Below are 24,595 nucleotides of genomic sequence, written 5' to 3' on the forward strand. Positions count from 1 at the left end.
GTAGCTTTCAATTATTGGAATGAAGTTTAGTTTGTTTTATACTTGAATTGTATTTTGGCCAAATCTTCATTCGCTTTTTCTATCTTACTTTTAAGATTTTCTTTATAAATTATCAATTTATCGTGTAACGCTGCATCGCCTGTTGCTATCATTTGCAATGCAAGTATCGCAGCGTTGAGCGAGCCATTAATCCCCACTGTAGCCACAGGTATTCCCGGAGGCATTTGTACTATCGCCAGTAAGGCGTCCATACCATCGAGCGATGCATCGATAGGCACTCCGATCACAGGGATTGAGGTCATAGATGCAATAACACCCGGAAGGTGTGCTGCCATTCCCGCTGCTGCAATGATTACTTTTATACCTCTGTCTTTAGCTCCCTTGGTAAATGCTTCCACACGTTCAGGTGTGCGATGTGCAGACAAAGCATGTATTTCGAATGGAATTTCCATTTCATCGAAAAACTTCGCCGCTTTTTCCATAACCGGAAGGTCCGAAGTGCTTCCCATTATGATACTTACAACCGGTTTCATATATTATTTTCCTATTAAGTTTTTATAATCTGCTGCCGATAGTAGACTATCTACTTCTGCTGCATTAGTTAGTTCTATTTTTATAATCCATCCCTTTCCGTAAGAATCTTCATTTACGAGTTCTGGTTTTTCTTCCAGTTCCGGATTTATTTCCAATACTTTTCCTCCTGCGGGCATAAGAAGATCTGAAACAGTTTTCACAGCTTCTATACTTCCAAATACATCATCTTTAGCAAATGTTTCACCTTCTGACGTTACATCTACATAAACGATTTCACCTAATTCGCTTTGAGCGAAACTTGTAATACCAACAAACGCAGTGTTGCCTTCTACACGAATCCACTCGTGATCTTTAGAATACTTAAGATTTTCAGGAAAATTCATATCTTTATTATTTTAGTTAATTAAAAAATATATTTCAAATTAGCACCGAACCAAACGCATGTATATGAGATAACTAAGCCTAAACAGAATCCGGCATATACTTGTGCCGGCGTATGGCGTTTCAATACTAGTCGTGATACACCCAAACACCCTGCTAAGATAAACAAAATGATTAATAAATTGGAAAGGTTTGGTCTGCTAAGGTTGACATTGTAGCAAACTGACAGGATGCTGCCGATCAACCCTCCTATACCTAGCATGTGCGCACTTATCTTCCAGTATAAAGTAATTATTGCTCCCATTATCAATAAGATAAGTGGTGCAGCAAGAGTCGCTATAAACCAAGGGTATAAACCAGCCCTAAAGAAATAGTAAAATAGTAGGGCATGAGATAATATCGAAACCAAGAAAGGCAAGAGTCTGTCATGCCTATCTCTGAGATCATAGTCCTTAACTAGCCCTGCCTGCTTCATAAAGAAAATGCTAATAGCAGGAACAACACAAGATAATAGAAACACTGGTAATAGAAACTTGACCGATTGTCCGGCAAAGAGAGCACCGAAACTAGTGCATAGAAACAGGAAACAAACCCCGTATGTCGCCATAAAAAGTGGATGGGCTATAATCGATATAGCTTGGGCTAATACTGGTTCTTTTTCTCTTCTCATATTTCTTTTCTTAATCGGGCGATAGGAATATTCATTTGTTCTCTGTATTTAGCTACCGTCCGTCGCGCTATAATGTATCCTTTTTCTTTTAAAATTTCTGATAATTTGTCATCGGTTACCGGTTTTTTCTTATCCTCGTTTTCGATGCATTCTTTCAATATCGATTTTACTTCTCGCGAAGATATCTCTTCTCCCGTGTCTGTTTGCATCGATTCTGAAAAGAAATACTTAAGTGGGTAAATAGCAAAGTTAGTCTGTACATATTTACTATTGCTTACCCGCGATATAGTAGAGATGTCATAACCTGTACGCTCTGCAACATCTTTCAGTATCATCGGTTTTAACTGAGCATCATCTCCTGTCAGAAAAAAGTCATATTGTAAATCGATAATAGCCTGCATGGTCCGCTGCAAAGTTTCTTGTCGTTGTTTAATCGCTTCAATAAACCAGCGTGCAGAGTCTAATTTTTGTTTAACGAAAAGAACCGCATTTTTAGTATCGGCATTCATACTTTCTTTATTGTCAGAATAGCCCTTGAAAAGGTCAGAATATTCGCGGCTCACTCTAAGATCGGGAACATTTCGGTTATTGAGACTAAGGAATAACTCTCCATTGTATACTTCTACAATAAAATCGGGAACAATAGTACTTAAAGTCGTAGCCAGAGAATCGTCCCAGTTATTTCCCGGTTTAGGATTTAATGTTGTGATTTCTTGAATAACTTCTTTTAGAATATTATTGTCTATCGAAAGTTGCTTCATTATTTTGTCGTAATGTCTTTTCGAAAACTCGTCAAAATAATCTGAGATAACGGCTGTTGCCAGTTTTACAGCTTTTGATTGTTTCTTTCTTTTCAATTGGAGTAAAAGACATTCTTGAAGATTACAGGCTGCAATACCAGTCGGTTCAAAATCCTGAATAATATCTAATATGCTTCTCAGCTTATCTATAGATACATCTATATTTTGTTGAAAAATAAGGTCGTCGGATATAGCAGATAACGAACGATCGAGATACCCGCTTTCGTCAATATTTCCTATAATATATTCGGCAATAGTATGATCCCGTTCGTTTAATTCACACTCGCCGAGTTGTTCTATCAAATGTTCATGGAGAGATGCTGCAACAGAGAACGGTATTTCATCTTGTCGGGCTGTAGATGATTGTTTGTTATTATCACGAAGGCGATAGTCGGGAATGTCTTCTTCGCTCAGATAATCCCCTAGGGTAATATCTTCCTGAGAAATATTAGTATCATCATCTTGATTAATATCACTGTCGAAATCTGAAGAATCATCGTTTATTTCAAGGCCTTCTTCCAATGCAGGGTTGTCTTCAAGTTCTTGTTTTACACGCTCTTCCAATTCAATAGTCGGCAGTTCGGTAAGCTTTATCACCTGCATTTGCAAAGGCGAAAGCTTCTGTTGTTGCTTAAGTTGTAACTGTTGTTTGAGAGCCATAACGAATATTGATAAATTCCTTGTTAGACAAAGATAATAATTGTTTTGGAAACTAGATTCTAATAAGAAAAGACTTAAGATTTTAAAACACTAAAAATAACTTTCCACTTTTCAATTTTCTGGACTAGTGGAGTTCCTGCATTTGCCGGGCTAGGTGATGGGAGTGTCAAATATACCTTGTTATTATCAAAACCAATATATTTTCTGTAGAATTCTTCGGCCTTTTTGCTGGTGAAAAATATGTGAGTTATATGCGGATGCGCAGAAAGGAACAAAGCAAAATTATTTGGTTGTCCATTCTTTATATTGGTGTCTGCACTGCCTTGTCCTTCGCATGAGCATAGTACATCCCACAATGCAATTCTATTCTCGATAAGTAATGCTACTCTTTCTTTATAGTCTATAGAAAATGGTTGAGCGAATAGAGTAAATAGTATTTTCCAGAACTGATTGCTTTTATGCCCGTAGTACTCCTGTTTACGCAACGATTCTTCACTAGGCATTGTACCCAAAAGTAATATTCGCGAATTACTGTCAACTATCGGAGGGAAAGCAATCTTTCTCATATAACAACAGTGATTATGCTTTATCTCACTCCGTGCATCATTTTCAGGAGTTTCTTATTAAGACAGATTAGCGTAAGGCCACATACTATTGCTCCAATGCATAAGATCATATACACCGATCCTGCCCCGAACGATCCTGTTACCGAAGCAATCCATCCTCCTAAGAAGTTTGCAAAACATGATGAAAGAAGCCAAACGCCCATTAGTAGGGAAGCTAATTTCGGTGGAGACAGTTTTGTTACTGTCGACATACCCACAGGAGATAGGCAAAGTTCGCCGATTGTATGCAACAGATAAGTAAATACAACCCACCACATGCTTGCTTTCACCGTAGTATCGGCTATATCACCGCCTCTCTGAGCAACAGCCCCGAGCATGAAGAAGAATCCAATACCTAAGAAAACTAGTCCTGATCCCATTTTTACGGGAGTTGTTATCTTTTGACCGAGTTTGGATGGCCATAGCATTGCAAACAGCGGAGTCAGTAACACAATAAAGAGAGGGTTAACCGATTGGAACCAAGTGGTCGAAATATTAAATGTGCCAATGCTTCTATCTATAAATTTCTCTGTGTAGAGAGATATCGATGATCCGGCTTGTTCGAATCCGGCAAAGAAGAATATTGCAAAAAAGAAGTAAACAAATATGGCTATAATTCGTTGCTTTTCGTCCGGAGTTAAAGGGGCATTTATTTTTTCTACGCCATCATTCTCCGATGCTTTAATTTTCCCACCCGCAGGTTTGACTCCTAAGTCGCCAAGAAACCTTTTAGACAATGATAAGTACAGGATTTGCCCGAAAAACATTCCTATACTTGCTGCAAGGAACCCGTATCTATACCCATGGCTGATAATTTCGCCCGCAGTGTTTTTTATGGCGTATACATCATCCGCAAGAAAACCTATAAGAAGTGGAGCAAAGAATGCACCGATATTGACACCCATATAAAAAATGGAGAACGCCGAATCGCGTTTTGCATCACCTGTTTTGTATAGACCACCGAGTAATGTGGCAATATTAGGTTTGAAAAAACCATTACCTATAATGAGGAGGAAAAGCCCTAAAAATAAACCGAACTGACTATGAAAAAGAAATAATGTGAGCTGACCGATCATCATTGTAGCCCCACCTATTGCAATGGATTTTCTTTGTCCCAAATAGGTATCGGCTAACCAACCACCGATAAGAGGTGTAAAGTATACCAGTCCTGTAAAACAACCATAAATTAATCCTGCTGAAGATTCGTCAAAACCAATCCCTCCTTCTATCATCGATTTTGTAAGGTAGAGGATGAGTATAGCGCGCATTCCATAATAGGAGAAACGCTCCCACAGTTCGGTAAAGAAAAGAAGGTACAAACCTATGGGATGTCCGAAAAGTTTTTTACTAGATGGTTCTTTATAGCTGGATACTTCGGTCAACATATATTCTGGTTTTTGTTTTATTTTACTTCTTGCATTAGTTTTCTGATTATCGGGGACAGAATAAATACTACTGCCGCCATGATGATTGCATATATTGCTAATTGATGATAACCCTCGGTATATGCCATTAATCGTTCCATCTTGGTTGCTGCTGCACTAGGTAATGACATTCCTGCACCAATTAGTCCTGCCAGATATTGTCCATAAGCACTAGCTAAGAACCATAATCCCATCATCATCCCTGCCAAGTGGTGAGGCGAAAGTTTTGTAATCATCGATAATCCTATCGGTGATAGGCATAACTCACCAAGAGTCATAACCAGATAAGCGGCGGCAAATATATTAAGGGAAGTCATTCCGTCACCGTCAGCGAATAATCTTTCGGTGAAAAATATGTAATATGCTCCGGCTAAGAAGACAAAACCCATACCGAATTTTACGACAGTACTTGGTTCCAATTTCCTTTTAGCTAATGCTAGCCATATAAGTCCTATTATAGGGCTGAATATGATAACAAATAATGAGTTGGAGCTATTATTGACAATATTAGGATCTATAGAGAAGAATAGCAATTCGTGTTTGATATTGTCAGCAGCGAATAGCGATAGAGAACCACCTGCTTGCTCAAAAAATGCAAAGAATACGATAGAGAAGGAAATTAATATGAGAGCGGCAATCATCTTTTTGCGCGCCTTAGTATCTTTTATTTTGAAGAACTGATAGAAGAAATACAGTAAAGCTAAAGGGCCTATGATATACATAAACATATCGGTGTATTCTGTGTTCTTTATCATTAAGAATATGAGCGGAATTGTTATTAGAGCACCTATATATACTGCGATCTCTCTGACGGTTCTTTTAGATGCAGTTAAATGTTTAAGAGGGCTGTTTCCGATTGGTCCCAAGTGTTTTTTAGTAAAGGTGAAGATGATGAGTCCTAATAGCATTACACTAGCGGCCGCAATAAAAGCGTAACTCCATCCATGCTCTTTGCCTAGCCAAACGCATAATGCCCCGCCACACAGTGCTCCAATATTTATACCTGAATAGAACATGCTGAATCCTGCATCGCGTCGTGGATCGCCTTCAGCATATAGTTCACCTACCATAGACGATATATTGGGTTTGAAGAATCCGGTACCTATGATCGTTAATGCAATACCGAGGAAGAAGAAATCGTGAGGGGAGACGGCTATCAGCAAGTTGCCGAGTATCATCATTATGGCGCCGAAGGTAAGGGATTTTTTAAATCCTAATATTTTATCGGCAAAAATACCTCCGATAAATGTAAATGCATATACAAAAGCTTGTATGGCTCCGTATTTAAGATTGGCATCTACACGGGTCATGGTGTCTGCAAATTCGCTTACCATGAAAAGAACCAGTATTCCCCGCATTCCGTAGAAACAAAAGCGTTCCCACATCTCTACTGTAAATAAGTACCATAGCTGTTTGGGATATTTCCCTTTGAAATTGTGAATCTCTTCTAGCGTTAATTCTGTCTCAGGTTGTTGCGAGGATGCCATCTTTGATGCTTTAATTAAGTCATTATTAGGAGCCGGATGCATTATGCTGCTCTGTTAACGTGGCAAAAATATAGAAAATTAATTGAAATCACGATGATTATCCCGTTAAATCGGCTAATTGAAAAATGAAAGGTGAAGTCTTTTTATGAAATTTTTATATCAGTTTCGTGAGCTATAAATTTTTATTGCATGTATCTTTGTCAAAAGATTAACAGAATAGCGGATTATGACACTTAAAGGTAAACATATAGTACTTGGTATTACAGGTAGTATTGCTGCTTATAAAGCGGCCTCATTAACTCGTTTATTAATAAAAGCAGGTGCTGAGGTGCAAATAGTAATTACACCTGCCGGAAAAGAATTTATTACGCCTGTAACTCTTTCTGCGCTTACAGGGAAAGCGGTGGTAAGTGAGTTTTTTACTGCCAATGACGGTACATGGCATAGTCATGTCGATTTAGGACTTTGGGCAGATCTGATGATCATAGCCCCTGCTACAGCTTCTACTTTAGGTAAGATGGCCAATGGTATAGCCGACAATATGCTTATCACAACTTATCTTTCGATGAAAGCTCCTGTCGTTATAGCTCCTGCTATGGATTTGGATATGTTTGCTCACCCGTCTACTACCCGAAATATAGAAATCCTTCGTTCGTATGGGAATATTATTATAGAACCAGCTGCCGGAGAATTGGCCAGTCACCTTATAGGTAAAGGTCGAATGGAAGAACCTGAAAAAATAACCGCATTCGTTGAAGAATTTTTTGAAAAACAAGAATCTCTTTCAAAAAAAAAAATACTGATAACGGCTGGACCAACTTATGAAAAGCTGGATCCTGTTCGTTTTATAGGAAATTATTCATCGGGTAAAATGGGTTTCGCATTAGCCGAAGAATGTGCTGGTCGTGGTGCTGAGGTAATACTTGTTGCCGGTCCGGTATCTTTAAAAACCGATCATCCTAATATTACCAGAGTAAATGTAGAGTCTGCAGAAGAAATGTATAATGCTTCTGTAAATGTATTTCCTAATATGGATGCCGCCATACTCTGTGCTGCTGTGGCAGATTACAGACCCAAAGAGCAGGCTTCGGAGAAAATGAAACGTAATGGCGAGGAACTTAACCTTCTACTTGTTCCCAATAAAGATATTGCCGCCTCTCTGGGTGGAATGAAGAAAGACGGTCAGCGATTGATCGGGTTTGCTTTAGAGACTAAAGATGAGACACAAAACGCACTGAAAAAAATAGAGAAGAAGAATCTCGATTTTATTGTACTTAATTCTTTAAATGATTCTGGTGCTGGTTTTCAATATGATACAAATAAGATATCTATTCTGAGTAGAAATGGCGATCGGAAAGATTTTGGTCTAAAATCGAAAAAAGAAGTCGCATCTGATATTATCACAGAAACTTTAGCTTAACTTGCAATGTAAACTATTTTATGGTCTGTAACTGCTTTATAAACAAATAGCAGCTCCGGATTGTTGAATGAAAGACATTCAAGGATATAAAAGCTGATGAATAATAAAGCGAAGAAAATACTTACATATGTTTTTCTCTCATTTGTAGCACTTATTATTATAGGTTTTGCTGCCAACTGGTACTTGACACAACGTCTCGAATCTTATCTGAATGAAAAATTAAGTGAAGCAGTATCTGATGCTACTGATGGCTTTTACAAAATTTCTTTTGATAGTTTATCCGTTGGCCTTTTCAATGGCGAATTATCCATCCGCAATATAGAAGTTATCCCAGACTCACTTATTTTTGACGAATGGGCGGCTAAAGATAGTTTACCTAATACATACTTTAAGATACATGTAAAATCAATTGAGTTTAAGGGGGTAAATCTGACTTGGAGATTTAATTACCAAAAGCTAAATTTTGATTTATTTGAAATACAGTCTCCCAATGTAGAAGTTTTTGATGCATATAGTTCCGATCGTTTCGAGAAGAAAATTAAATATGTAGAATCGAAGACCTTGTACGAGATGGCATCCCCTTATTTTGATGCGATAAGTGTCAAAAAGATGAATATGGAGAATGCCAGTGTAAGTTATATCATCGAAGACCCTATTGCTCCATCTATTTATGCCCTCAGCGGAATAAATTTCTATGCGTATCAATTTCGATTGGATGAAAATTCTTCAAAGAATGGTAAGTTGCTTTATTTCGACGATTTTGAATTTTCGGTAGAAAAACCACAGGTTATATTAAATACGAGCCAACTCCTACTCACGGCGGATACTATACGCCTAAATACAATCGATTCTATTATTCAGATAAAAAATGTAAGTCTGGAACCCCGCGATACTTTATGGCAAGAGATACATCAGATGCCCGATACGTATATAGATGCTAAGTTGAAAGCTGTGGATATGAAAGGTGCTAAATTTAGCCGTATAGAAGGTTTAAATTATTTTGATGCCCGAACTTTCGATATTATTGCTTCTGATATAAAGTATTTTACGACTAAAATAGATTCGGCAGCACCGAGTAAAAAACAAAAATCAGATACTATAATACAATCCTTATCGCTTCATCGAATTATTTCACCGATTTTACATAGCGTAGCTATACAGAATATTGGAATAGAACGAGCTAAGTTTAAATATACGCAAACAGCAGGTGATTTTAAGAACATATATACACTTGAGGAACTCAATATTCATGCTGGTAATTTCCTTATCGATTCGCTGGCGGATGTAAGGAACAGGTATTGGCATTCCGAGAATTTTTCCTTAGATGCCAGAGGAATAAACGGAGCTTTGACCGATAAAAATCATAATATAAGTATTGCCCATATAAATCTGGATGCAATGCAGCGGTTTTTGCGTGTAGAAGATATAAAAGTGTCTCCGATCTCTACCCATACCCGACAGGATTATATGTCCGGTTCTATAAAACTGATAGCTCTCGAAGAACTTGTCGTAGACAAGGGTATAGAAGCGGATGTTTTAAAAATAAGCAACCCGTATATTAACTATTTTAAGGTAAAGAGACCCAAAACAGAATCTTCTAAACCAGATCTATCGGATGATAAGAATAATGTCTTCGATCTTATTTCACCCTTTCTAAACTTCTTTTCTATTAAGAGGATTAGCCTCCTAAATGCTGATCTGGCATACAATGACAAAATCACAGGGGCTAACTATCGGTTGAGAAATCTAAATGCGTTCGTGACCAACTTTCTTATAAATGACGATACGCGTAAAGCGTCGAGTTCCCTTTTTACGTATGATGGTTTTGGCTTAAGTTTTAGAAATTTTGATAATTATCTGCCGGGAAAAGATTATCGCTTACAAATAGCAAGAGGTGGTTTTTCAACTTTGGGTGATGGATTGCGTTTGCAAAATGTAAAAATAATACCTCAAGATCAACTTAAGAATAAGCATAGCGGAACATATCTAAGTTTCGAAACACCTTTGATAGAAGGAAAGGGAGGCATATATAATCCCAATGCAAAATCGATTAATATTACTTCGTTTAATTTACATACACCTAAAGTAGATATTGTTAAGATTGCTGCCGGCGAAACAAAGGCTGGTAATAAAGCTTCGCCTAATGATATAAGCTCTTTCCTGAAAAGCTTAAATATAGGGAATCTGAATTTAAATGATGCTGATATTAGTTATCTGGATCGATCATCGAAAGATAGTTTGACTTTAAAGTTTAATAACTTATTATTAAAAACGATAGTTTGGAGTGCGAACGATAAGAGTAATATTGGTGAAATTTTACTGGATGCACCCCGGGTCAGTTATTTGAAGCACAATTCATCGAAGAAAGCCAAGAGTGAAAATAAGGCAACAGATACGAGTGATATTTCCGCCTTATTAGGTAATGTTATTGGTATCGGCAAATTCGATATTACAGATATTGATTTTAGCCTTACACAGCCTGATGTTCTGGTAGATATGAAGTCTGAACAAATAGCGATCGGTACAATGCAATGGTCACCTAAGGGAAATAATTCGTCGTTTGTTTTGAACGGAGTAAATATAAAGAATCCCAAAATTGATTATCATCAGATACATAACCAAAAGGATACTGTTATGCAGGCCGCTGATTCACTATCGAAAAAAGATATTTATGATCTTATCGGTTCTTATGCGAAAAATGTATCAGTAAATAAGTTCGATATTACCGGTGCCAGTATAAACTATACTTCCAATTTGGAAGGGCAAAATACAAGGAAACAAAAGATAAATGAAACGAATCTCAATGTTGAAGGCTTTTCGTTAGATGCAAATAAAAAAACAATAGCCCTAGATGATGTGTCATTCAATACGAAGGATATTCGTTTCCCTATTATGAATGGCTTTTATACAATCGAGGTGGGAGAGATAGATTTAAGTAAAAAGAAGAACAGTTTGACCCTTGATGGTTTGTATATGATACCAGCTTATTCTAAAACTGAATTTGCATATAAGCATCCTCGTCATAAAGACTGGTTCAATCTTTCGGTTGGTAATATATTAATTTCGGATCTTGATTTACCAACATATTTATCAGAAAAGAAGCTAATCATAAAAGATGTTCAGGTTAACGATGTTATTCTCGAAAACTTCAAGAACCAGCAGATAGAAATACAGCACAATATAATGCCGATGATATACGAGGGATTGCAAAAAGCACCGCTCAAACTTTCGGTAGACAATCTGGACGTGCATAATTTTTCTGTGGTTTATGAAGAACTGCCTAAAAATAGCAAGCAATCAGGTAAGATATTCTTTACAGAAATGAATGGGAGGTTTACCGAATTTACAAATATAGTGTCGCGCCCTAATCAGTTTATAAAACTGAATGCAGACGGTAAATTAATGGGAACAGGTCATTTCACAGCAACATGGATGCTGCCTGTTGATGAGCATAACGATAATTTTATTCTAAATGCTCATCTTAAGAATTTCGATCTTCGGGATATGAACCAGTTAATAACACCTATGGCTACAGCCGAAGTGACAAGTGGTATGCTGAACGATCTCACTTTTGAGACGCACGCTTCAAGTAAAGGTGCAACTGTCGATATGCTGTTCTTGTATAACGATTTGAATATTACAGTCTTTAAAGATCTGGAAACAAAGGAGCAGCAAAAGGTCTACACATATCTAGCAAATAAAGCATTGAAGACTAACAACCCCGATAAAGAAGGCCGTAAGCCGCGCCAGCCCCATATTACCATAGTACGCGATCCTTATCATTCTACATTCAACTACCTGTGGCAGATATTACAGCCACCTGTGGTAGAGTCAGTCGGTGTATCTCAGGGTAAACAGAAATTTGTTAAGAAAGTATCGAAAGTCTTTTCTAGTATCAAGAACTTTTTCAGCTTCGGGAAGAAGAAAAAGAATCAGACCGAAAAGCAGGATGACGATAGTAAAGGACAATAATTTACTTGTAAAGTTTTCCCTGCCATGTATTGCGGTCAGCGAAGCGTTTCAACACCATAGCCGTAAATTCAAAGTTTTTCAGACCCCAATCCGGTGCTATAAGCAACTGTTTAGGTGATTGCGAAACGAAGCGTTCGATAACGAAGTCAGGGTTTAACCTTTCGGCAAAATCAATGCATAGATCGATATAATCCTCTACTTTAAATAAATTGAACCACTCGGGATGCTCTCTATGTTGCTTTGCCATAACAGTTCCCCTGATCAATTGTAATTGATGAAGTTTTACTGTAGTGAGAGGCAATTTTGAAATTTCGTCGGCATGAGCTAATATCTGCTCTTTACTCTCGTGTGGTAATCCGAGTATTAAATGTGCACCGGTAGAAATACCACGCGCCGCAGTTTTCTTTATAGCTTCTACACTCTCGGCGTGGGTGTGTCCTCTGTTAATAAATTCGAGTGTAGAATCTAAAGTCGATTCTAAACCATACTCTATCATCAGGAAAGTGCGTTTATTTAGCTCTTCAAAATAGTTGAGTAATTCATCCGGCATACAATCGGGTCGTGTACCTATTATCAGGCCAACTACATTCGGGTAGGCTAATGCTTCTTCGTACAGTTCAATCAATTTATCGGTACTGTCGTAGGTGTTAGTATATGATTGAAAATAGGCAAGATATTTCATCTCAGGATACTTGTAAGAGAAGAAGGCTATTCCGTCTTTCAACTGATCGCTTACCGATCGCTGTTTTCCTCCATATCCCGGGCTGAAACTCTGATTGTTGCAATAGGTGCATCCCCCTACCGCTTTCGAGCCGTCGCGGTTAGGGCAGGTAAACCCTGCATTTATGGATACTTTTTGTACTTTGTGGGGGAAATGTTTAGTAAGAAGTTCCCCAAATTCTTTATATGGTTTGATTTGCATTTATCTCTCTTTAGTTGAGCGACAAAGGTAAGAATTCGGATTCTTATAAATATTTTTATTTTGTTATTAATATTAAATAACGTGAGTCGAGATTAGAAAATAAACAATAAAATATTTAGTTGAATTTGTCATCCCGATACGTAGTGAGGGTCTCCTGAGTGCATTCCATGGAGAGATGCTTTGTATCTCAGTCTGATAAACAGATCAATATAGAGCAAATGATGCTTAGCTAAATACGAATTTATAACTCCTGACGTTTTCTAATAAAAGAAACTTCTATCTTTATCGAATGAAAATCTTCGAGTATAAACTTTTTTTCAGATATCTTTTTGTAATCGTAGCTATGGTCATAGCTTTCGGTTCTTTGATCGTGTCTCACTATCTGGTGAAAGATTTATCTCGCGAAGAAGCCAATAAGATAACTGTTTGGGCAGAGGCGACAAAAGAATTTGTAAGCAGTGATAATAATATAAGCATGAATCTTATTGTTCAGATTCAGGCAAGCAATACAACTATCCCGGCTATACTGTACGATAAGAAAGAAAATTTTTATATTTCGACAAATATTGAATTGCCTGACGAAGATCAGCAGGAGTTTTTAAAAGAGAAAGTTGCTGCATTCGAGAAGAAGCACGAGCCCATAGTGATAGATGTCGAAGATTTTGATCAGTATGTCTATTACGATGATTCTTATACACTTAAGCGTTTGCAGATTTTTCCATACATTCAGTTGGCGGTATTGACCATCTTTGTAATCACCTCCCTACTTGCTATAATGAGTACCAAGCGTATGGAGCAAGACCGATTGTGGGTTGGTTTGTCTAAAGAGACTGCTCATCAGTTGGGAACACCTATTTCATCGTTGATGGCATGGACAGAATATCTGCGAATGAAAGACGTTGATCCCTCTATCGTAACTGATATGGAGAAGGATGTAAATAGATTGCAGATGATTACCGACCGCTTCTCTAAAATAGGTTCAGCACCTGTCTTGGAACGAAAGGAAGTAAACGAACTTATCCGTCAAACGATAACCTATCTTCAAAAAAGAATATCTAAGAAAGTAATATTCGAACTCGATATTCCTTCTACACCTTTATATGCTAATATTAGTGAATCCCTCTTCAGTTGGGTAATAGAAAACCTTACGAAAAATGCTGTCGATGCAATGGAAGGGATTGGGCGTATAACATTTACGCTATTCGACAAAGGGGGTATCATTTGCCTTGATATTAGCGATACGGGCAAGGGGATTCCAAAATCAAAATTCCAGGCAATATTTAATCCCGGATATACTACAAAAGCAAGAGGGTGGGGACTCGGCCTGTCTCTAGCCAAACGCATTATTGAATCGTATCACAAAGGGAAAGTGTATGTGAAATCGTCGGATATAAATGTTGGGACTACATTTTGCATCGAACTGAAAAAGGTCGATTAAGTTCTGCTAATACAATGCTTAACCTGATTATTTTCTTATTTTTGCGACTAGAATATTATAAAATCAATAAAATATCCCTTTAAATGGTTAAATTTTCAAAAGCGTTTTGGGTCGCTAACTCCGTTGAGTTACTAGAGCGACTGGCATACTATGCCATATTTATTTCGTTGACCTTGTATCTATCTAATGTATGGAGCTTTTCAGACATCGAGGCCGGTATAATAGCCGGTGTATTCTCTGCTTTATTGTATTTCTTGCCTACATTTGTTGGTGCTTATGCTGATAAGATTGGCTTTAGAAGAGCCATAATGACTGCTTTTGGTCTTCTAACCATTGGTTATTTCGGGTTGGGATTTATTCCGACTTTACTTCAAAGTGCAGGACTTGTCGAATATGGAGCCGGTAATGCTGTAGGTCTTAATGCTGATCTGACGGAAATTGAGCCGGGTAGTCTTGTTGCAACATTTCGCACATTTTTTAAATCGATAGGAGTCGGTGATTTTGGTAAACATACTATTTTTACCGGGCTCGAAACTAGTTTTCAACGTTGGACTATAGTTCCCATCCTGCTGTTTATTGTAGTGGGAGGTGCTTTTATAAAATCTGTAATCTCGGGAACCGTAGCCAAAGAAACAACTGCCGAAACCAGAGCAAGGGGATTCGCTATCTTCTATATGATGGTAAACATCGGTGCATTTACAGGTAAAACCGTTGTAGACCCACTTCGTAAAAGTATTGGTGATCAGGGATTGGTTTATCTCAATTATTTCTCGGCATCGATGACCTTGGTTGCCTTGGTTGTGGTTTATTTCTTATATCAATCGTCTAAGACTGACGGACAAGGGAAAACTTTTTCTGAAATATGGACTGCTCTTGTGAAAGTTTGTTGCAATGGTCGTCTTGTTGCTTTAATTCTTATTACTAGTGGATTTTGGACTGTTCAGCAACAAATGTATGCTTCTATGCCCAAATATGTGATTCGTATGGTAGGCGAAAGTGCTTCTCCGGGATGGATTGCCAATGTGAATCCGTTAGTCGTATTCTTATTGGTGAATCTCGTTACTACAATAATGAAGAAACGTTCGGCGCTATCTTCTATAACTGTCGGTATGTTTATTATACCTATTTCCGCTCTTGTTATGGCAGGAGGTAATATGTTGACAAATGAAGGTGTTGGCGAGATACTTGGTATGCATCCAATCACTTTTATGATGATTATTGGTATTGGGCTTCAAGCGTTGGCCGAGTGTTTTATTTCACCTCGATTCTTAGAGTATTTCTCTTTACAATCGCCAAAAGGAGAAGAAGGGCTTTATCTTGGATTCAGCCACTTGCACTCGTTTGTGTCTTCATTGATTGCTTTTGGTATTTCGGGATTTCTTTTGGAAACATTCTGTCCCGACCCTAAAAAACTTCCGATAGGAACAGATTATGCTGCTGCAACAGAACACGCTCATTATTTGTGGTTTGTATTTATTGGCATAGGGCTTGTTTCGGCTCTTGCACTTATTATATACGGGCAGGTTATAAAACGACTGGATGCAAAGAAAATAACGCATGCATAATATCTAATAATATTGATATATAGACCTCGGATTTAATTTCAAATCCGGGGTTTTTATTTTTCCGATAAAAATAATTTCATCTGCGATGTCATTTTAATTTATTCTTGACGACTAATATATAAAAGATTGATTGATGGATAAGATTGATTTAGAGAATAGGTTTATAGAGATAATTCGCAAAAATGAGCGGATTATTTATAAAGTATGTTCCTTTTATTTTTCGGATGAATTACCCCTGTCAGATTTGTATCAGGAAACGGTATGTAATTTATGGACAGCTTTTCCCAAGTTCAGAAACGAGTGTACCATATCTACATGGATATACAGGATAGCACTAAATACATGTGTTTCGGGATTGAGAAAAGAAACCCGTCAGCCTAAAGGAATGTCTGCTTCGGCTCTATACGAATCTTTGCCCGCCCCCGAGGATATGAGTGAGCAAATAAAAGAGATGTATCGCCTTATTCATCAATTAAAAACAATGGAAAAAGCAATCGTCTTGCTTTATCTCGAAGAAAAATCATATCAGGAAATAGCTGATATAACAGGATTGACAGTAAGTAATGTGGCCACAAAGCTCAAACGATCCAAAGAAAAACTGAAACAAATGTCGAATCTTTAATGTATTGAAATTATGGAAATGGATGAATTGAAAAATAGTTGGCAGGCATTGACTGAAAAACTTGAAAAACAGGAGATGCTTAAAGAAACTATAATAAAAAAAATGCTACAAGAGAAAACAAGTAAGTCGTTGAATAAGCTTGTAAATATGGAGATGCTTGGGCTTGTTGTTATATTACTTTTTTTACCTTTTATTGTATATGTAATAGAGAGCTCTAAAATTTCAGAGCTTTATACTCACTTTATGTGTTTTCTTCTTTTTATTTGTGTTTTAGTATTGGTTTGGGTTGTTATAAAATTACGATTATTGATGAAAATTGATTTAAATAAAGATATTAAACATAATGTTTTGTGTACTAATAGGTTTAATCTTTATATCAGGCGTGAAAAATTTATGATGTATCTGATAATACCGATTCTATTTATTCTTTGTGCTATTGTTTATGCATCTTTAAATGCTCCTGTCTTTTTATGGGTTTTTCTGGGTTGTGTGTTTTTGCTATGTATAACGGGAGTTCTCTGGCAATACAAGAAAATATACGATAAGAATATTAATTCGATACTCAAAAGCTTAGATGAATTGAAAGAATTAGAAGAAGAAAAGGACTAAGAATCGTCTACAATATTTATAGTTTAGATACTGTTGAATCTTTATGCATTCAGCAGTATCTTTTTTAATTATCTTTGCACCATCTAAAAAACTAAAGAAATATCAATGGCACGGAAGAAAAAAGACAATCCGATTGTAGAAAATGTAGAAATAATAGATGTAGCTGGAGAAGGAAAGGCAATAGCAAAGATGGACAACATGGTCATTTTTGTTCCTTTTGTTGTGCCCGGCGATATTGTCGATTTGCAACTGAATCGCAGGAAAAAGAATTATGCAGAAGGCAAGGTTCTTCGTTTCGAGAAATATTCGGATATGCGTGTCGATGCTTTTTGCGAACATTTCGGTACTTGTGGCGGATGCAAATGGCAGATACTTCCTTATGAAGAACAATTGAAATTTAAGCAAAAACAGGTGACTGACAACCTTACACGTATAGGTAAGGTCGATTTGCCCGAGATAATGCCTATACTAGGTTCGGAGAAAACGCAGTTCTATCGTAATAAGTTGGAATTTACTTTCTCGAATAAGAAATGGCTGACTTTAGAGCAGCTTCGTGCTGCGGGTGATTTTGCAGATATGAATATGAATGCTTTAGGGTTTCATATTCCCGGGGCATTCGATAAAGTATTGGATATTAATAAGTGCTGGTTACAAGATAACGTGTCGAATGATATACGCAATTTTATTCGTCAGTATTGCTACGATAAAGGATATTCGTTCTTCGATCTTCGCAATAGGGGCGGACTGATGCGTAACATTGTTATACGTACATCTACAACAGGCGAACTGATGCTTATCGTTGTGTTTTATGATGACGATAAAGATCAACGTGAGGATTTGCTAAAAGCTATTGCCGATCAGTTTCCACAGATAACGTCGTTACTATATATTATCAATCAGAAAGCGAATGATACAATTACTGATCAGGAGGTGCTGACTTGGAGAGGCAACGATCATATATATGAAGAGATGGAAGGTCTTAAATTCAAGATAGGGCCAAAGTCTTTCTATCAGACAAATAGCGAGCAGGCATATAATCTATACAAAATAACAAGAGATTTTGCCGGTTTGACGGGTAATGAGCTTGTTTACGACCTTTATACAGGTACAGGCACTATTGCCAATTTCGTGGCTCGTCAGGCTAAGAAAGTAGTAGGTATCGAGTATGTCGAAGATGCGATCGAAGATGCAAAGGTAAATTCGGAGAACAATAATATCGATAATACGCTCTTCTATGCAGGCGATATGAAGGATATTCTTACTCAGGATTTCATCAACGAACATGGTCGCCCCGATGTTATTATTACCGATCCTCCCCGTGCAGGTATGCACGATGATGTGGTGAATGTTATTCTGTTTGCAGAGCCCGACCGTATTGTTTACGTGAGCTGTAATCCTGCGACGCAGGCTCGCGATTTATCGTTGTTGGATGCGAAGTACAAAGTGGAGAAGGTGCAGCCTGTGGATATGTTTCCGCATACGCACCATGTCGAAAATGTTGTTTTACTTGTGAAAAAGTAACAAATTGAATTGAAAGAATGCTAGATAGCTGATAAATTTATATCTTTGCAAGCGCTGCTTTTCTTTCGATTGGCAGCGTTATTTTATTATAAACATATTACTCTATATTAATTTAGAAAATGAAAATTGCTATTGTTGGTGTGAGTGGAGCTGTAGGACAAGAATTTCTTCGTGTCTTAGATGAGCGTAATTTCCCGATTGAGGAACTGGTATTATTTGGATCTGCCCGTAGTGCAGGTAAAACTTACGACTTTCGTGGTAAGCAATATACAGTAAAGGAACTCAAGCACAACGACGATTTTAAAGGAATAGATATTGCCTTTACGTCGGCAGGTGGAAGTACTTCTGTTGAGTTTGCTTCTACTATTACCAAGCATGGCACAATAATGATAGACAATTCGAGTGCTTTCCGTATGGATAAGGATGTGCCGTTGGTTGTGCCCGAAGTAAATGGCGAGGATGGAAAGGTTCGCCCGAAAGGAATTATAGCAAACCCAAATTGCTCGACTATACAAATGGTTGTTGCTATGGACGTGATAGAGAAAATCTCTCATATCAAACGTGCTCATGTGGCCACTTATCAGGCTGCATCGGGAGCCGGTGCTGTTGCTATGGACGAACTGATCAGCCAGTTTAAGCAATTGGCGAATAAAGATGAAGCGACAGTAGATAAGTTCGCTTATCAGCTAGCATATAACCTGATCCCTCAGATCGATGTATTTACCGATAACGGATATACAAAAGAGGAATTGAAAATGTATCACGAGACTCAAAAAATAATGCATTCGGATATCGAAGTGAGTGCAACATGTATCCGTGTACCGGTTTTGCGTTCGCATTCCGAAGCTATCTGGGTAGAAACAGAAAGACCTGTCTCTCCGCAGGAAGCCCGCGAAGCTTTTGCAAAAGCAGAAGGTATTGTTTTGCAAGATGAGCCGTCGAAAAAAGAATATCCGATGCCTTTGTTTGTCGAAGGAAAAGACCCTGTATATGTAGGCCGTATTCGCGAAGATATTTCTAACCCGAATGGCTTGACGTTCTGGGTAGTTGCAGATCAAATAAAGAAGGGTGCAGCCCTTAATGCAGTACAGATAGCCGAATATTTGATTAAAGAAAAAGCTATTTAAGGCGTAAACTGTTTGTATAATCAAAACAAACGATTATATTTGCATCGCAATTGAGCAAAATGATGCTTTTTTGTGGTCTTGGAAGTGTGGGTGAGTGGCTGAAACCACCAGTTTGCTAAACTGACGTACGGGTAACTGTACCGGGGGTTCGAATCCCCCCGCTTCCGCAAAGTCAACTAATAATCAGTTGGATACAAGACAAAAGGACTAAAATAGAGAATGAAATCTCGTTTTAGTCCTTCTTTTTTGTCCGAATGAATATATAAATATATATCTGGGTAGTAATCTATGCTTAAAAGGGTGATAGAGGCTTATGTCAACAAAATTTGAAAACGATCCCTCCTTCCATCTCGTCTAATCCAATTTTGTAATTGGATATTATCCAACAGCTTTTCAGAAAGTCATATTTGTAATTTTCAGATAGATATGAAAGGATCTGATCTATATTCTCAATCTTATCGGGATGTAAAATTACAAAATCGCATACATCTTTATCGTTGAAAAAAGCCGAAAGTGAGGCACTGTGTCCATCAAATCTTATTTCGATATTCTTATCATTGATTCCTTTCTCAACATAATTTGTTATACAGATAGGGTAATCTGAATACTCGGTTTGTATGTCGGTGTGCGAAAGTTTTAATGTAGAACAAGCATATCCGATTAATTCTATAAAGTTTTCTAGAGTCATATATGTCCGTTTTTAAGCCTGATTATTTAATCAAGCTAGTATTAATAATAATAGAACTGAATTATTTATATCCCTGTCTTCTCTATCTTATTCACTTTGTACGGACTAACAATGTGTATAAAAACAGGATGTAAATGCAAATATACAATTTCATCTAAAATGTTAACAGCTATTTTTTCTTTTTTCATATCTTTAAGGTCACAGACCTTTTTGTTTATATCTTTGAAGTTGTAAAATATTAATAGGATGAAGAAGTCAATCACATACTTACCCAAGCGTAAACAGGAAGATTTATATTTCCTTGTAAAAGAGATCAACAAACGGATTCCGCAAACGGAAATGATTATCTTATACGGAAGTTATGCTACAGGTAAATATGTAGAATATGACGAGCGGGTCGAATTTGGTATTCCTACTTCGTTTATGTCGGACTATGATATTTATGTTATCACAAGTGGCATAAGTGACAAAAAAGCCGGGAACATACTCGATAATATAGATGATCTCTACTACAAAGACCCCGACCATCAAACCCCCGTACAGTTTATCAATGACGATATTAAAATCTTAAATAAAGCTCTCGAAGAAGGCAGGTATTTTCATACCCAAATCAAGCAGGAAGGTATAGTCCTTTACGACAGCGGTAAGTATAAATTAGCCCGAAGAAGAAAGCTGAACTTTGATGAAATACAAAAACAGGCTCATGAGTATTTTGACGAGAAGTTTCATCGAGGAAATTTATTTCTAGAACAAGCTGTATTCATGTATGATAAAAATGAATATGCGATGGCTTCATTCAATCTTCATCAAGCTTGTGAAAATTACTACTATGCAATTCGCTTATCCTTTACATTAAGGAGCAACAAACAACATAATTTGGCAAAGCTATCTTCATCCGTAAAAAGGCATTCGGATAAGTTGTTACAAGTTTTTCCCCGACACACTGCCGAAGAAAAACGGCTGTTCACCTTGCTAAAAGATGCTTATGTCGAAGCTAGATATAATCCGAATTTTCTGGTGACTAAAGAAGATATTGATGCTCTAATTCCTAAAGTTGAATTATTGCGGGATATTGTAAAGGAGATTTGTGAGGATAAAATTAGAGAATATGGGGAGATGAAATGAAAAAATAGATATTCTAACAATACATAAATATCAAAATCTATGAAAACTATAAAATTCTCATCTGTAATTATTTTATTTGCTGCATTCTTTATTTCTTGTAGTGATGATAATAAAGATCAAGTCGTTATTGATGAATTTGCAGGTTATTATAAGATTACTGCTATTGAGTCGTCTATACCAATTGATATGAATAACGATGGGATTAAATCGAACAATGTTTTAATGGAAATATCTAGTCGTCATGCTTTTAACGGAGAGGTTATATCTAATTTCTACAATTTTAATTCATTTCCGAGTTTTGCAGAGGTCAGACCTTTGCCCGAACAATCGAATGATGCTAGATTAATTGCATTTAATTATCCTTATCAGATTCTCCTCAATGAGGATGAAGGTAATCCTGTATTAATGTATTATATGAAGCAATTTATCAACTATTCTTATAATCTTAAACCTAATAATGAAATAGAAGTTATAGATAATAATCCTGATTATCATTCAGAGTATGGAGTAATTAATTCAGCTTCGAGGATTGATGAGAACTCTTTTCAAGTAAATCTATCGACTAAGTTGTATGATTTTGAAGATAGAATTTGGGTTGAGGCAGATATTGAAATTAGTTATGCAAAAGTATCCGATATATACATTGATTAGCAAAGTACTGGTTGGTTGTTTCTTTTGCATATAGTTAATCATTTACTAATAGTATGGAAATTAAAAAGAGAGAAAGTATAGGTTGGATAGACCTATTGCGTATTATTGCCTGTTTTCTGGTCGTTTTATCTCATTGTTGTGACCCCTTCGTGGCTCAATTCGAAACAGATCGTAATTCTTTTCTGACTGGTGTTTCCATTGGCAGCCTTGTTCGCTGTTGCGTACCCTTATTTGTAATGATGACAGGTGTCTTGCTTTTCCCTGTGCGTATAGGTATGCTCGATTTTTATAAAAAACGTATCGGGCGTATTGTTGTGCCTCTTATTTTTTGGTCGATAGTTTTACCTATCCTGTTTTTTATTTATTTAAATTTTATCAATCCGTCTACTGCCAATCCGAGTATTATGATGGATGGTTATACACTAAAAGCTACATTAAGCAAACTATATACTTTTATTTTCAATTTTAATTTTGATACTATCCCCCTGTGGTATCTTTATATGTTAATAGGGCTTTATCTGGTTATCCCGATTCTTGGGGTATGGTTACAGCAGGCAACTAAAAAAGAAATAAAACTCTTTTTGTTTGTCTGGGGAATCTCGTTAGTCCTTCCATACCTGAAAATGGCTGCTCCATTCTTAGGCTATACAGGAAATTTTGGTAATATGGGGCTTCTCGGTATTTGCGATTGGAACGACTATGGTACTTTTTATTATGTTTCGGGATTTATCGGTTATTTAGTTTTAGCCTATTATCTGGTTAAACATCCGATTAGCTGGAGTTGGAAAAAAACATTAAGTATTACGATTCCTATGTTCTTGATTGGCTTTCTGATTACATTTTTGGGCTTTATCCAGACTCAGAAATATTTTCCGGGCAATTATGCAAATCTCGAAATCGTATGGTATTTCGCCGGTATTAATGTCTTTATGATGACATTCCCTGTGTTTGTCATTGTGCAAAAAATAAAAGTTCCGTCTTCTGCCCGATTATCGCGTGTGGCGTCACTCACATTCGGTGTATATCTGTGCCATTTTGTTTTTGTACAGGTAGCGTATGATTTGTTCGAGATGGTACATTCATTACCTGCGTTTGTACGAATTATTGGTATGGCATGTTCATCTTTCCTTATCAGTTATCTGATCGTTCGTGCAATGGCATGCTTCAAGTTGACGCGCCGTTTTATAGCATAATGTAGAGCTTGCATATTTATTAAAATAATGTATAGAGTTTGTTTTAATTTTTAAACCACCCTCTGTCATCCCGATACGCAGTGAGGGATCTCAGCTACTCCTTATTATAGAATAGACAGATCCCTCACTGTGTATCGATATGACAAAGAGTGATTTAGGATTTTAGCTTCTTAGCGTAACATAATACATCGATAATTATTTTATATTATTCTGTATATAGATTCCTGCATAAGTGAAGCCGCCGCCAAAACCGACAAGCATCAATTTATCTTTCAGCTTGACTTTGCCATCCCTTATTCCATTGTACCATGCTAATGGGATCGATGCGGCAGATGTATTTCCATACAATCTCACACTATCTAAGCACTTATCCATAGAAACGTTAAGCTCGCTGAAAACAGCTTCCAGCAATCGGTAATTTGCACTATGCGGAATCAGGTAATCTACATCGGTTAATGTTGTATTATTCTTTTCCGCCAATTCTTTCACCCCATTGCTAAGGGTTTGTATAGCCCATTTGTAGACAACCCGCCCGTTTTGATGGAGTTTGTTATTTGCAATTATATCCATACCACTTATTGGGGCTTCCTGATTCGCCAGATATAAATCTTTTCCATAATCGCCGTCTGTTCCTGTTATTGTATTAAACAGGTAATTCTCGTCCGACGCCTCTACTATAACAGCTCCTGCCGCGTCCCCGAAAAGGATACATGTCGATCTGTCGGTGAAATCGGTTACTTTAGATAAAGTATCTGCACCGAATACCAGAATTTTTTTATGTGTTCCCGAAGCAATTAATCCCTTAGCCAGAATAATTCCATTCACAAATCCGGCACATGCACTCGAAATATCAATAGTTCCGGCATGTGGGATTTTCAATCGTGATTGTACTTGGCTCGCTACACTTGGCATAGCCTGATCGGGAGTGCTTGTGGCCACGATAACGAAATCGATATCACTCAAGTCTTTGTTGTAGTTTTGAGACAGGCTCTGTGCAGCTTTTACACACATGTCACTTGTATATTCGTTCGGGGCTGAATAAAATCGTCTTTCGATTCCTGTTCTTTCTTTTATCCATTTATCGGATGTCTCGAGATAGCTTTCGAAATAAGAATTAAGTATTTCTTTTTCGGGATGATAAATACCGATTGAAGTTATTGTTGCGTTCATTTTTATGATAA

The 24,595-nt window shown here is 37.2% G+C and carries 21 protein-coding genes and 1 tRNA gene; 12 read left to right on the top strand and 10 right to left on the bottom strand.

Going from position 1 to position 24,595, the window contains the following annotated elements:
- Positions 1–26 precede the first annotated feature (26 nt).
- The 7 genes from purE to G7Y56_RS02680 all read right to left on the bottom strand — a co-directional run bounded on the left by purE (position 27) and on the right by G7Y56_RS02680 (position 6,561).
- Entirely contained in the window at positions 27–533 is a 507-nt protein-coding gene (gene purE, locus G7Y56_RS02650; RefSeq protein WP_165026889.1) for a 5-(carboxyamino)imidazole ribonucleotide mutase, read from the bottom strand.
- 3 nt (positions 534–536) lie between these two features.
- On the bottom strand, positions 537–917 hold the full coding sequence (gcvH, locus tag G7Y56_RS02655; RefSeq protein WP_165026887.1) for a glycine cleavage system protein GcvH: 381 nt from the start codon (positions 915–917) through the stop codon (positions 537–539).
- 20 nt (positions 918–937) lie between these two features.
- On the bottom strand, positions 938–1,585 hold the full coding sequence (locus G7Y56_RS02660; protein WP_165040863.1) for a phosphatase PAP2 family protein: 648 nt from the start codon (positions 1,583–1,585) through the stop codon (positions 938–940).
- Entirely contained in the window at positions 1,582–3,045 is a 1,464-nt protein-coding gene (gene rpoN, locus G7Y56_RS02665; RefSeq protein WP_165026882.1) for an RNA polymerase factor sigma-54, read from the bottom strand. Before rpoN ends, G7Y56_RS02660 begins: the two co-directional genes overlap by 4 nt.
- A gap of 74 nt (positions 3,046–3,119) precedes the next feature.
- Positions 3,120–3,611: a DNA-deoxyinosine glycosylase gene (locus tag G7Y56_RS02670; RefSeq protein ID WP_165040865.1), complete on the bottom strand. Its 492-nt coding sequence runs from the start codon at positions 3,609–3,611 to the stop codon at positions 3,120–3,122.
- Between the two features lie 20 nt (positions 3,612–3,631).
- Positions 3,632–5,035 (bottom strand): peptide MFS transporter, encoded by a 1,404-nt coding sequence (locus G7Y56_RS02675; protein ID WP_165040867.1) that lies wholly within the window; start codon positions 5,033–5,035, stop codon positions 3,632–3,634.
- A 17-nt stretch (positions 5,036–5,052) separates the two neighbouring features.
- On the bottom strand, positions 5,053–6,561 hold the full coding sequence (locus G7Y56_RS02680) for a peptide MFS transporter (protein WP_165026875.1): 1,509 nt from the start codon (positions 6,559–6,561) through the stop codon (positions 5,053–5,055).
- A gap of 226 nt (positions 6,562–6,787) precedes the next feature.
- Between G7Y56_RS02680 and coaBC the strand changes: the two genes are divergently transcribed.
- Both coaBC and G7Y56_RS02690 read left to right on the top strand, forming a co-directional pair.
- Positions 6,788–7,981, top strand: a complete 1,194-nt coding sequence (coaBC, locus tag G7Y56_RS02685; protein WP_165040869.1) for a bifunctional phosphopantothenoylcysteine decarboxylase/phosphopantothenate--cysteine ligase CoaBC — start codon at positions 6,788–6,790, stop codon at positions 7,979–7,981.
- Between the two features lie 96 nt (positions 7,982–8,077).
- Positions 8,078–11,953: a DUF748 domain-containing protein gene (locus G7Y56_RS02690; protein ID WP_165040871.1), complete on the top strand. Its 3,876-nt coding sequence runs from the start codon at positions 8,078–8,080 to the stop codon at positions 11,951–11,953.
- Position 11,954: 1 nt separating this feature from the next.
- On the opposite strand, the gene G7Y56_RS02695 is transcribed toward G7Y56_RS02690, so the two are convergent.
- The gene (locus G7Y56_RS02695; RefSeq protein WP_165040873.1) at positions 11,955–12,875 is read right to left on the bottom strand and encodes a TIGR01212 family radical SAM protein; all 921 of its coding nucleotides are present in this window, start codon (positions 12,873–12,875) and stop codon (positions 11,955–11,957) included.
- 289 nt (positions 12,876–13,164) lie between these two features.
- Here G7Y56_RS02695 and G7Y56_RS02700 point away from each other — a divergent pair, with 289 nt between their 5' ends.
- The 7 genes from G7Y56_RS02700 (at position 13,165) to G7Y56_RS02730 (ending at position 19,924) form a co-directional block, all read left to right on the top strand.
- Positions 13,165–14,313: a HAMP domain-containing sensor histidine kinase gene (locus G7Y56_RS02700; RefSeq protein ID WP_165026865.1), complete on the top strand. Its 1,149-nt coding sequence runs from the start codon at positions 13,165–13,167 to the stop codon at positions 14,311–14,313.
- Between the two features lie 83 nt (positions 14,314–14,396).
- Complete coding sequence (locus G7Y56_RS02705) at positions 14,397–15,878, top strand: peptide MFS transporter (protein WP_165040875.1); 1,482 nt, start codon at positions 14,397–14,399, stop codon at positions 15,876–15,878.
- A 133-nt stretch (positions 15,879–16,011) separates the two neighbouring features.
- Positions 16,012–16,500 carry an RNA polymerase sigma factor gene (locus G7Y56_RS02710; protein ID WP_165040877.1) on the top strand — a complete coding sequence of 163 codons (489 nt, stop codon included), beginning with the start codon at positions 16,012–16,014 and terminating at the stop codon, positions 16,498–16,500.
- Between the two features lie 12 nt (positions 16,501–16,512).
- Positions 16,513–17,109, top strand: coding sequence for a hypothetical protein (locus G7Y56_RS02715; protein ID WP_165040879.1), 597 nt, complete (start codon positions 16,513–16,515; stop codon positions 17,107–17,109).
- Positions 17,110–17,214: 105 nt separating this feature from the next.
- Positions 17,215–18,630 carry a 23S rRNA (uracil(1939)-C(5))-methyltransferase RlmD gene (gene rlmD / locus G7Y56_RS02720; protein ID WP_165040881.1) on the top strand — a complete coding sequence of 472 codons (1,416 nt, stop codon included), beginning with the start codon at positions 17,215–17,217 and terminating at the stop codon, positions 18,628–18,630.
- Positions 18,631–18,749: 119 nt separating this feature from the next.
- On the top strand, positions 18,750–19,757 hold the full coding sequence (locus G7Y56_RS02725; RefSeq protein ID WP_165040884.1) for an aspartate-semialdehyde dehydrogenase: 1,008 nt from the start codon (positions 18,750–18,752) through the stop codon (positions 19,755–19,757).
- 80 nt (positions 19,758–19,837) lie between these two features.
- Positions 19,838–19,924 (top strand) — tRNA-Ser (locus G7Y56_RS02730).
- 149 nt (positions 19,925–20,073) lie between these two features.
- Here the strand turns inward: G7Y56_RS02730 and G7Y56_RS02735 are convergent.
- The gene (locus G7Y56_RS02735) at positions 20,074–20,445 is read right to left on the bottom strand and encodes a hypothetical protein (protein WP_165040886.1); all 372 of its coding nucleotides are present in this window, start codon (positions 20,443–20,445) and stop codon (positions 20,074–20,076) included.
- A 246-nt stretch (positions 20,446–20,691) separates the two neighbouring features.
- On the opposite strand from G7Y56_RS02735, the gene G7Y56_RS02740 reads away from it, so the two are divergent.
- Genes G7Y56_RS02740 through G7Y56_RS02750 form a run of 3 tightly spaced genes read left to right on the top strand, consistent with a single transcriptional unit; the run spans position 20,692 to position 23,414 of the window.
- Positions 20,692–21,570 (top strand): HEPN domain-containing protein, encoded by an 879-nt coding sequence (locus G7Y56_RS02740; RefSeq protein ID WP_165040888.1) that lies wholly within the window; start codon positions 20,692–20,694, stop codon positions 21,568–21,570.
- A 39-nt stretch (positions 21,571–21,609) separates the two neighbouring features.
- The gene (locus G7Y56_RS02745) at positions 21,610–22,221 is read left to right on the top strand and encodes a hypothetical protein (RefSeq protein WP_165040890.1); all 612 of its coding nucleotides are present in this window, start codon (positions 21,610–21,612) and stop codon (positions 22,219–22,221) included.
- A gap of 53 nt (positions 22,222–22,274) precedes the next feature.
- The gene (locus tag G7Y56_RS02750; protein WP_165040892.1) at positions 22,275–23,414 is read left to right on the top strand and encodes an acyltransferase; all 1,140 of its coding nucleotides are present in this window, start codon (positions 22,275–22,277) and stop codon (positions 23,412–23,414) included.
- 195 nt (positions 23,415–23,609) lie between these two features.
- Here G7Y56_RS02750 and G7Y56_RS02755 read toward each other — a convergent pair whose 3' ends face one another.
- Complete coding sequence (locus G7Y56_RS02755; RefSeq protein WP_165040894.1) at positions 23,610–24,584, bottom strand: beta-ketoacyl-ACP synthase III; 975 nt, start codon at positions 24,582–24,584, stop codon at positions 23,610–23,612.
- Between the last annotated feature and the right edge of the window lie 11 nt (positions 24,585–24,595).

This window comes from Dysgonomonas sp. ZJ709, from assembly GCF_011039195.1.
In the GTDB taxonomy this organism is placed as follows: domain Bacteria; phylum Bacteroidota; class Bacteroidia; order Bacteroidales; family Dysgonomonadaceae; genus Dysgonomonas.

Excerpts from the sequence above, each read along its gene's own strand:
- G7Y56_RS02695 (WP_165040873.1), bottom strand. The coding sequence starts at position 12,875 with ATGCAAATCAAACCATATAAAGAATTTGGGGAACTTCTTACTAAACAT.
- coaBC (WP_165040869.1), top strand. The coding sequence starts at position 6,788 with ATGACACTTAAAGGTAAACATATAGTACTTGGTATTACAGGTAGTATT.
- gcvH (WP_165026887.1), bottom strand. The coding sequence starts at position 917 with ATGAATTTTCCTGAAAATCTTAAGTATTCTAAAGATCACGAGTGGATT.
- rlmD (WP_165040881.1), top strand. The coding sequence starts at position 17,215 with ATGGCACGGAAGAAAAAAGACAATCCGATTGTAGAAAATGTAGAAATA.
- G7Y56_RS02750 (WP_165040892.1), top strand. The coding sequence starts at position 22,275 with ATGGAAATTAAAAAGAGAGAAAGTATAGGTTGGATAGACCTATTGCGT.
- G7Y56_RS02675 (WP_165040867.1), bottom strand. The coding sequence starts at position 5,035 with ATGTTGACCGAAGTATCCAGCTATAAAGAACCATCTAGTAAAAAACTT.
- G7Y56_RS02745 (WP_165040890.1), top strand. The coding sequence starts at position 21,610 with ATGAAAACTATAAAATTCTCATCTGTAATTATTTTATTTGCTGCATTC.
- G7Y56_RS02735 (WP_165040886.1), bottom strand. The coding sequence starts at position 20,445 with ATGACTCTAGAAAACTTTATAGAATTAATCGGATATGCTTGTTCTACA.
- G7Y56_RS02660 (WP_165040863.1), bottom strand. The coding sequence starts at position 1,585 with ATGAGAAGAGAAAAAGAACCAGTATTAGCCCAAGCTATATCGATTATA.
- G7Y56_RS02725 (WP_165040884.1), top strand. The coding sequence starts at position 18,750 with ATGAAAATTGCTATTGTTGGTGTGAGTGGAGCTGTAGGACAAGAATTT.
- G7Y56_RS02710 (WP_165040877.1), top strand. The coding sequence starts at position 16,012 with ATGGATAAGATTGATTTAGAGAATAGGTTTATAGAGATAATTCGCAAA.
- G7Y56_RS02740 (WP_165040888.1), top strand. The coding sequence starts at position 20,692 with ATGAAGAAGTCAATCACATACTTACCCAAGCGTAAACAGGAAGATTTA.
- purE (WP_165026889.1), bottom strand. The coding sequence starts at position 533 with ATGAAACCGGTTGTAAGTATCATAATGGGAAGCACTTCGGACCTTCCG.
- G7Y56_RS02755 (WP_165040894.1), bottom strand. The coding sequence starts at position 24,584 with ATGAACGCAACAATAACTTCAATCGGTATTTATCATCCCGAAAAAGAA.
- G7Y56_RS02690 (WP_165040871.1), top strand. The coding sequence starts at position 8,078 with ATGAATAATAAAGCGAAGAAAATACTTACATATGTTTTTCTCTCATTT.
- G7Y56_RS02700 (WP_165026865.1), top strand. The coding sequence starts at position 13,165 with ATGAAAATCTTCGAGTATAAACTTTTTTTCAGATATCTTTTTGTAATC.
- G7Y56_RS02670 (WP_165040865.1), bottom strand. The coding sequence starts at position 3,611 with ATGAGAAAGATTGCTTTCCCTCCGATAGTTGACAGTAATTCGCGAATA.
- G7Y56_RS02680 (WP_165026875.1), bottom strand. The coding sequence starts at position 6,561 with ATGGCATCCTCGCAACAACCTGAGACAGAATTAACGCTAGAAGAGATT.
- G7Y56_RS02715 (WP_165040879.1), top strand. The coding sequence starts at position 16,513 with ATGGAAATGGATGAATTGAAAAATAGTTGGCAGGCATTGACTGAAAAA.
- rpoN (WP_165026882.1), bottom strand. The coding sequence starts at position 3,045 with ATGGCTCTCAAACAACAGTTACAACTTAAGCAACAACAGAAGCTTTCG.
- G7Y56_RS02705 (WP_165040875.1), top strand. The coding sequence starts at position 14,397 with ATGGTTAAATTTTCAAAAGCGTTTTGGGTCGCTAACTCCGTTGAGTTA.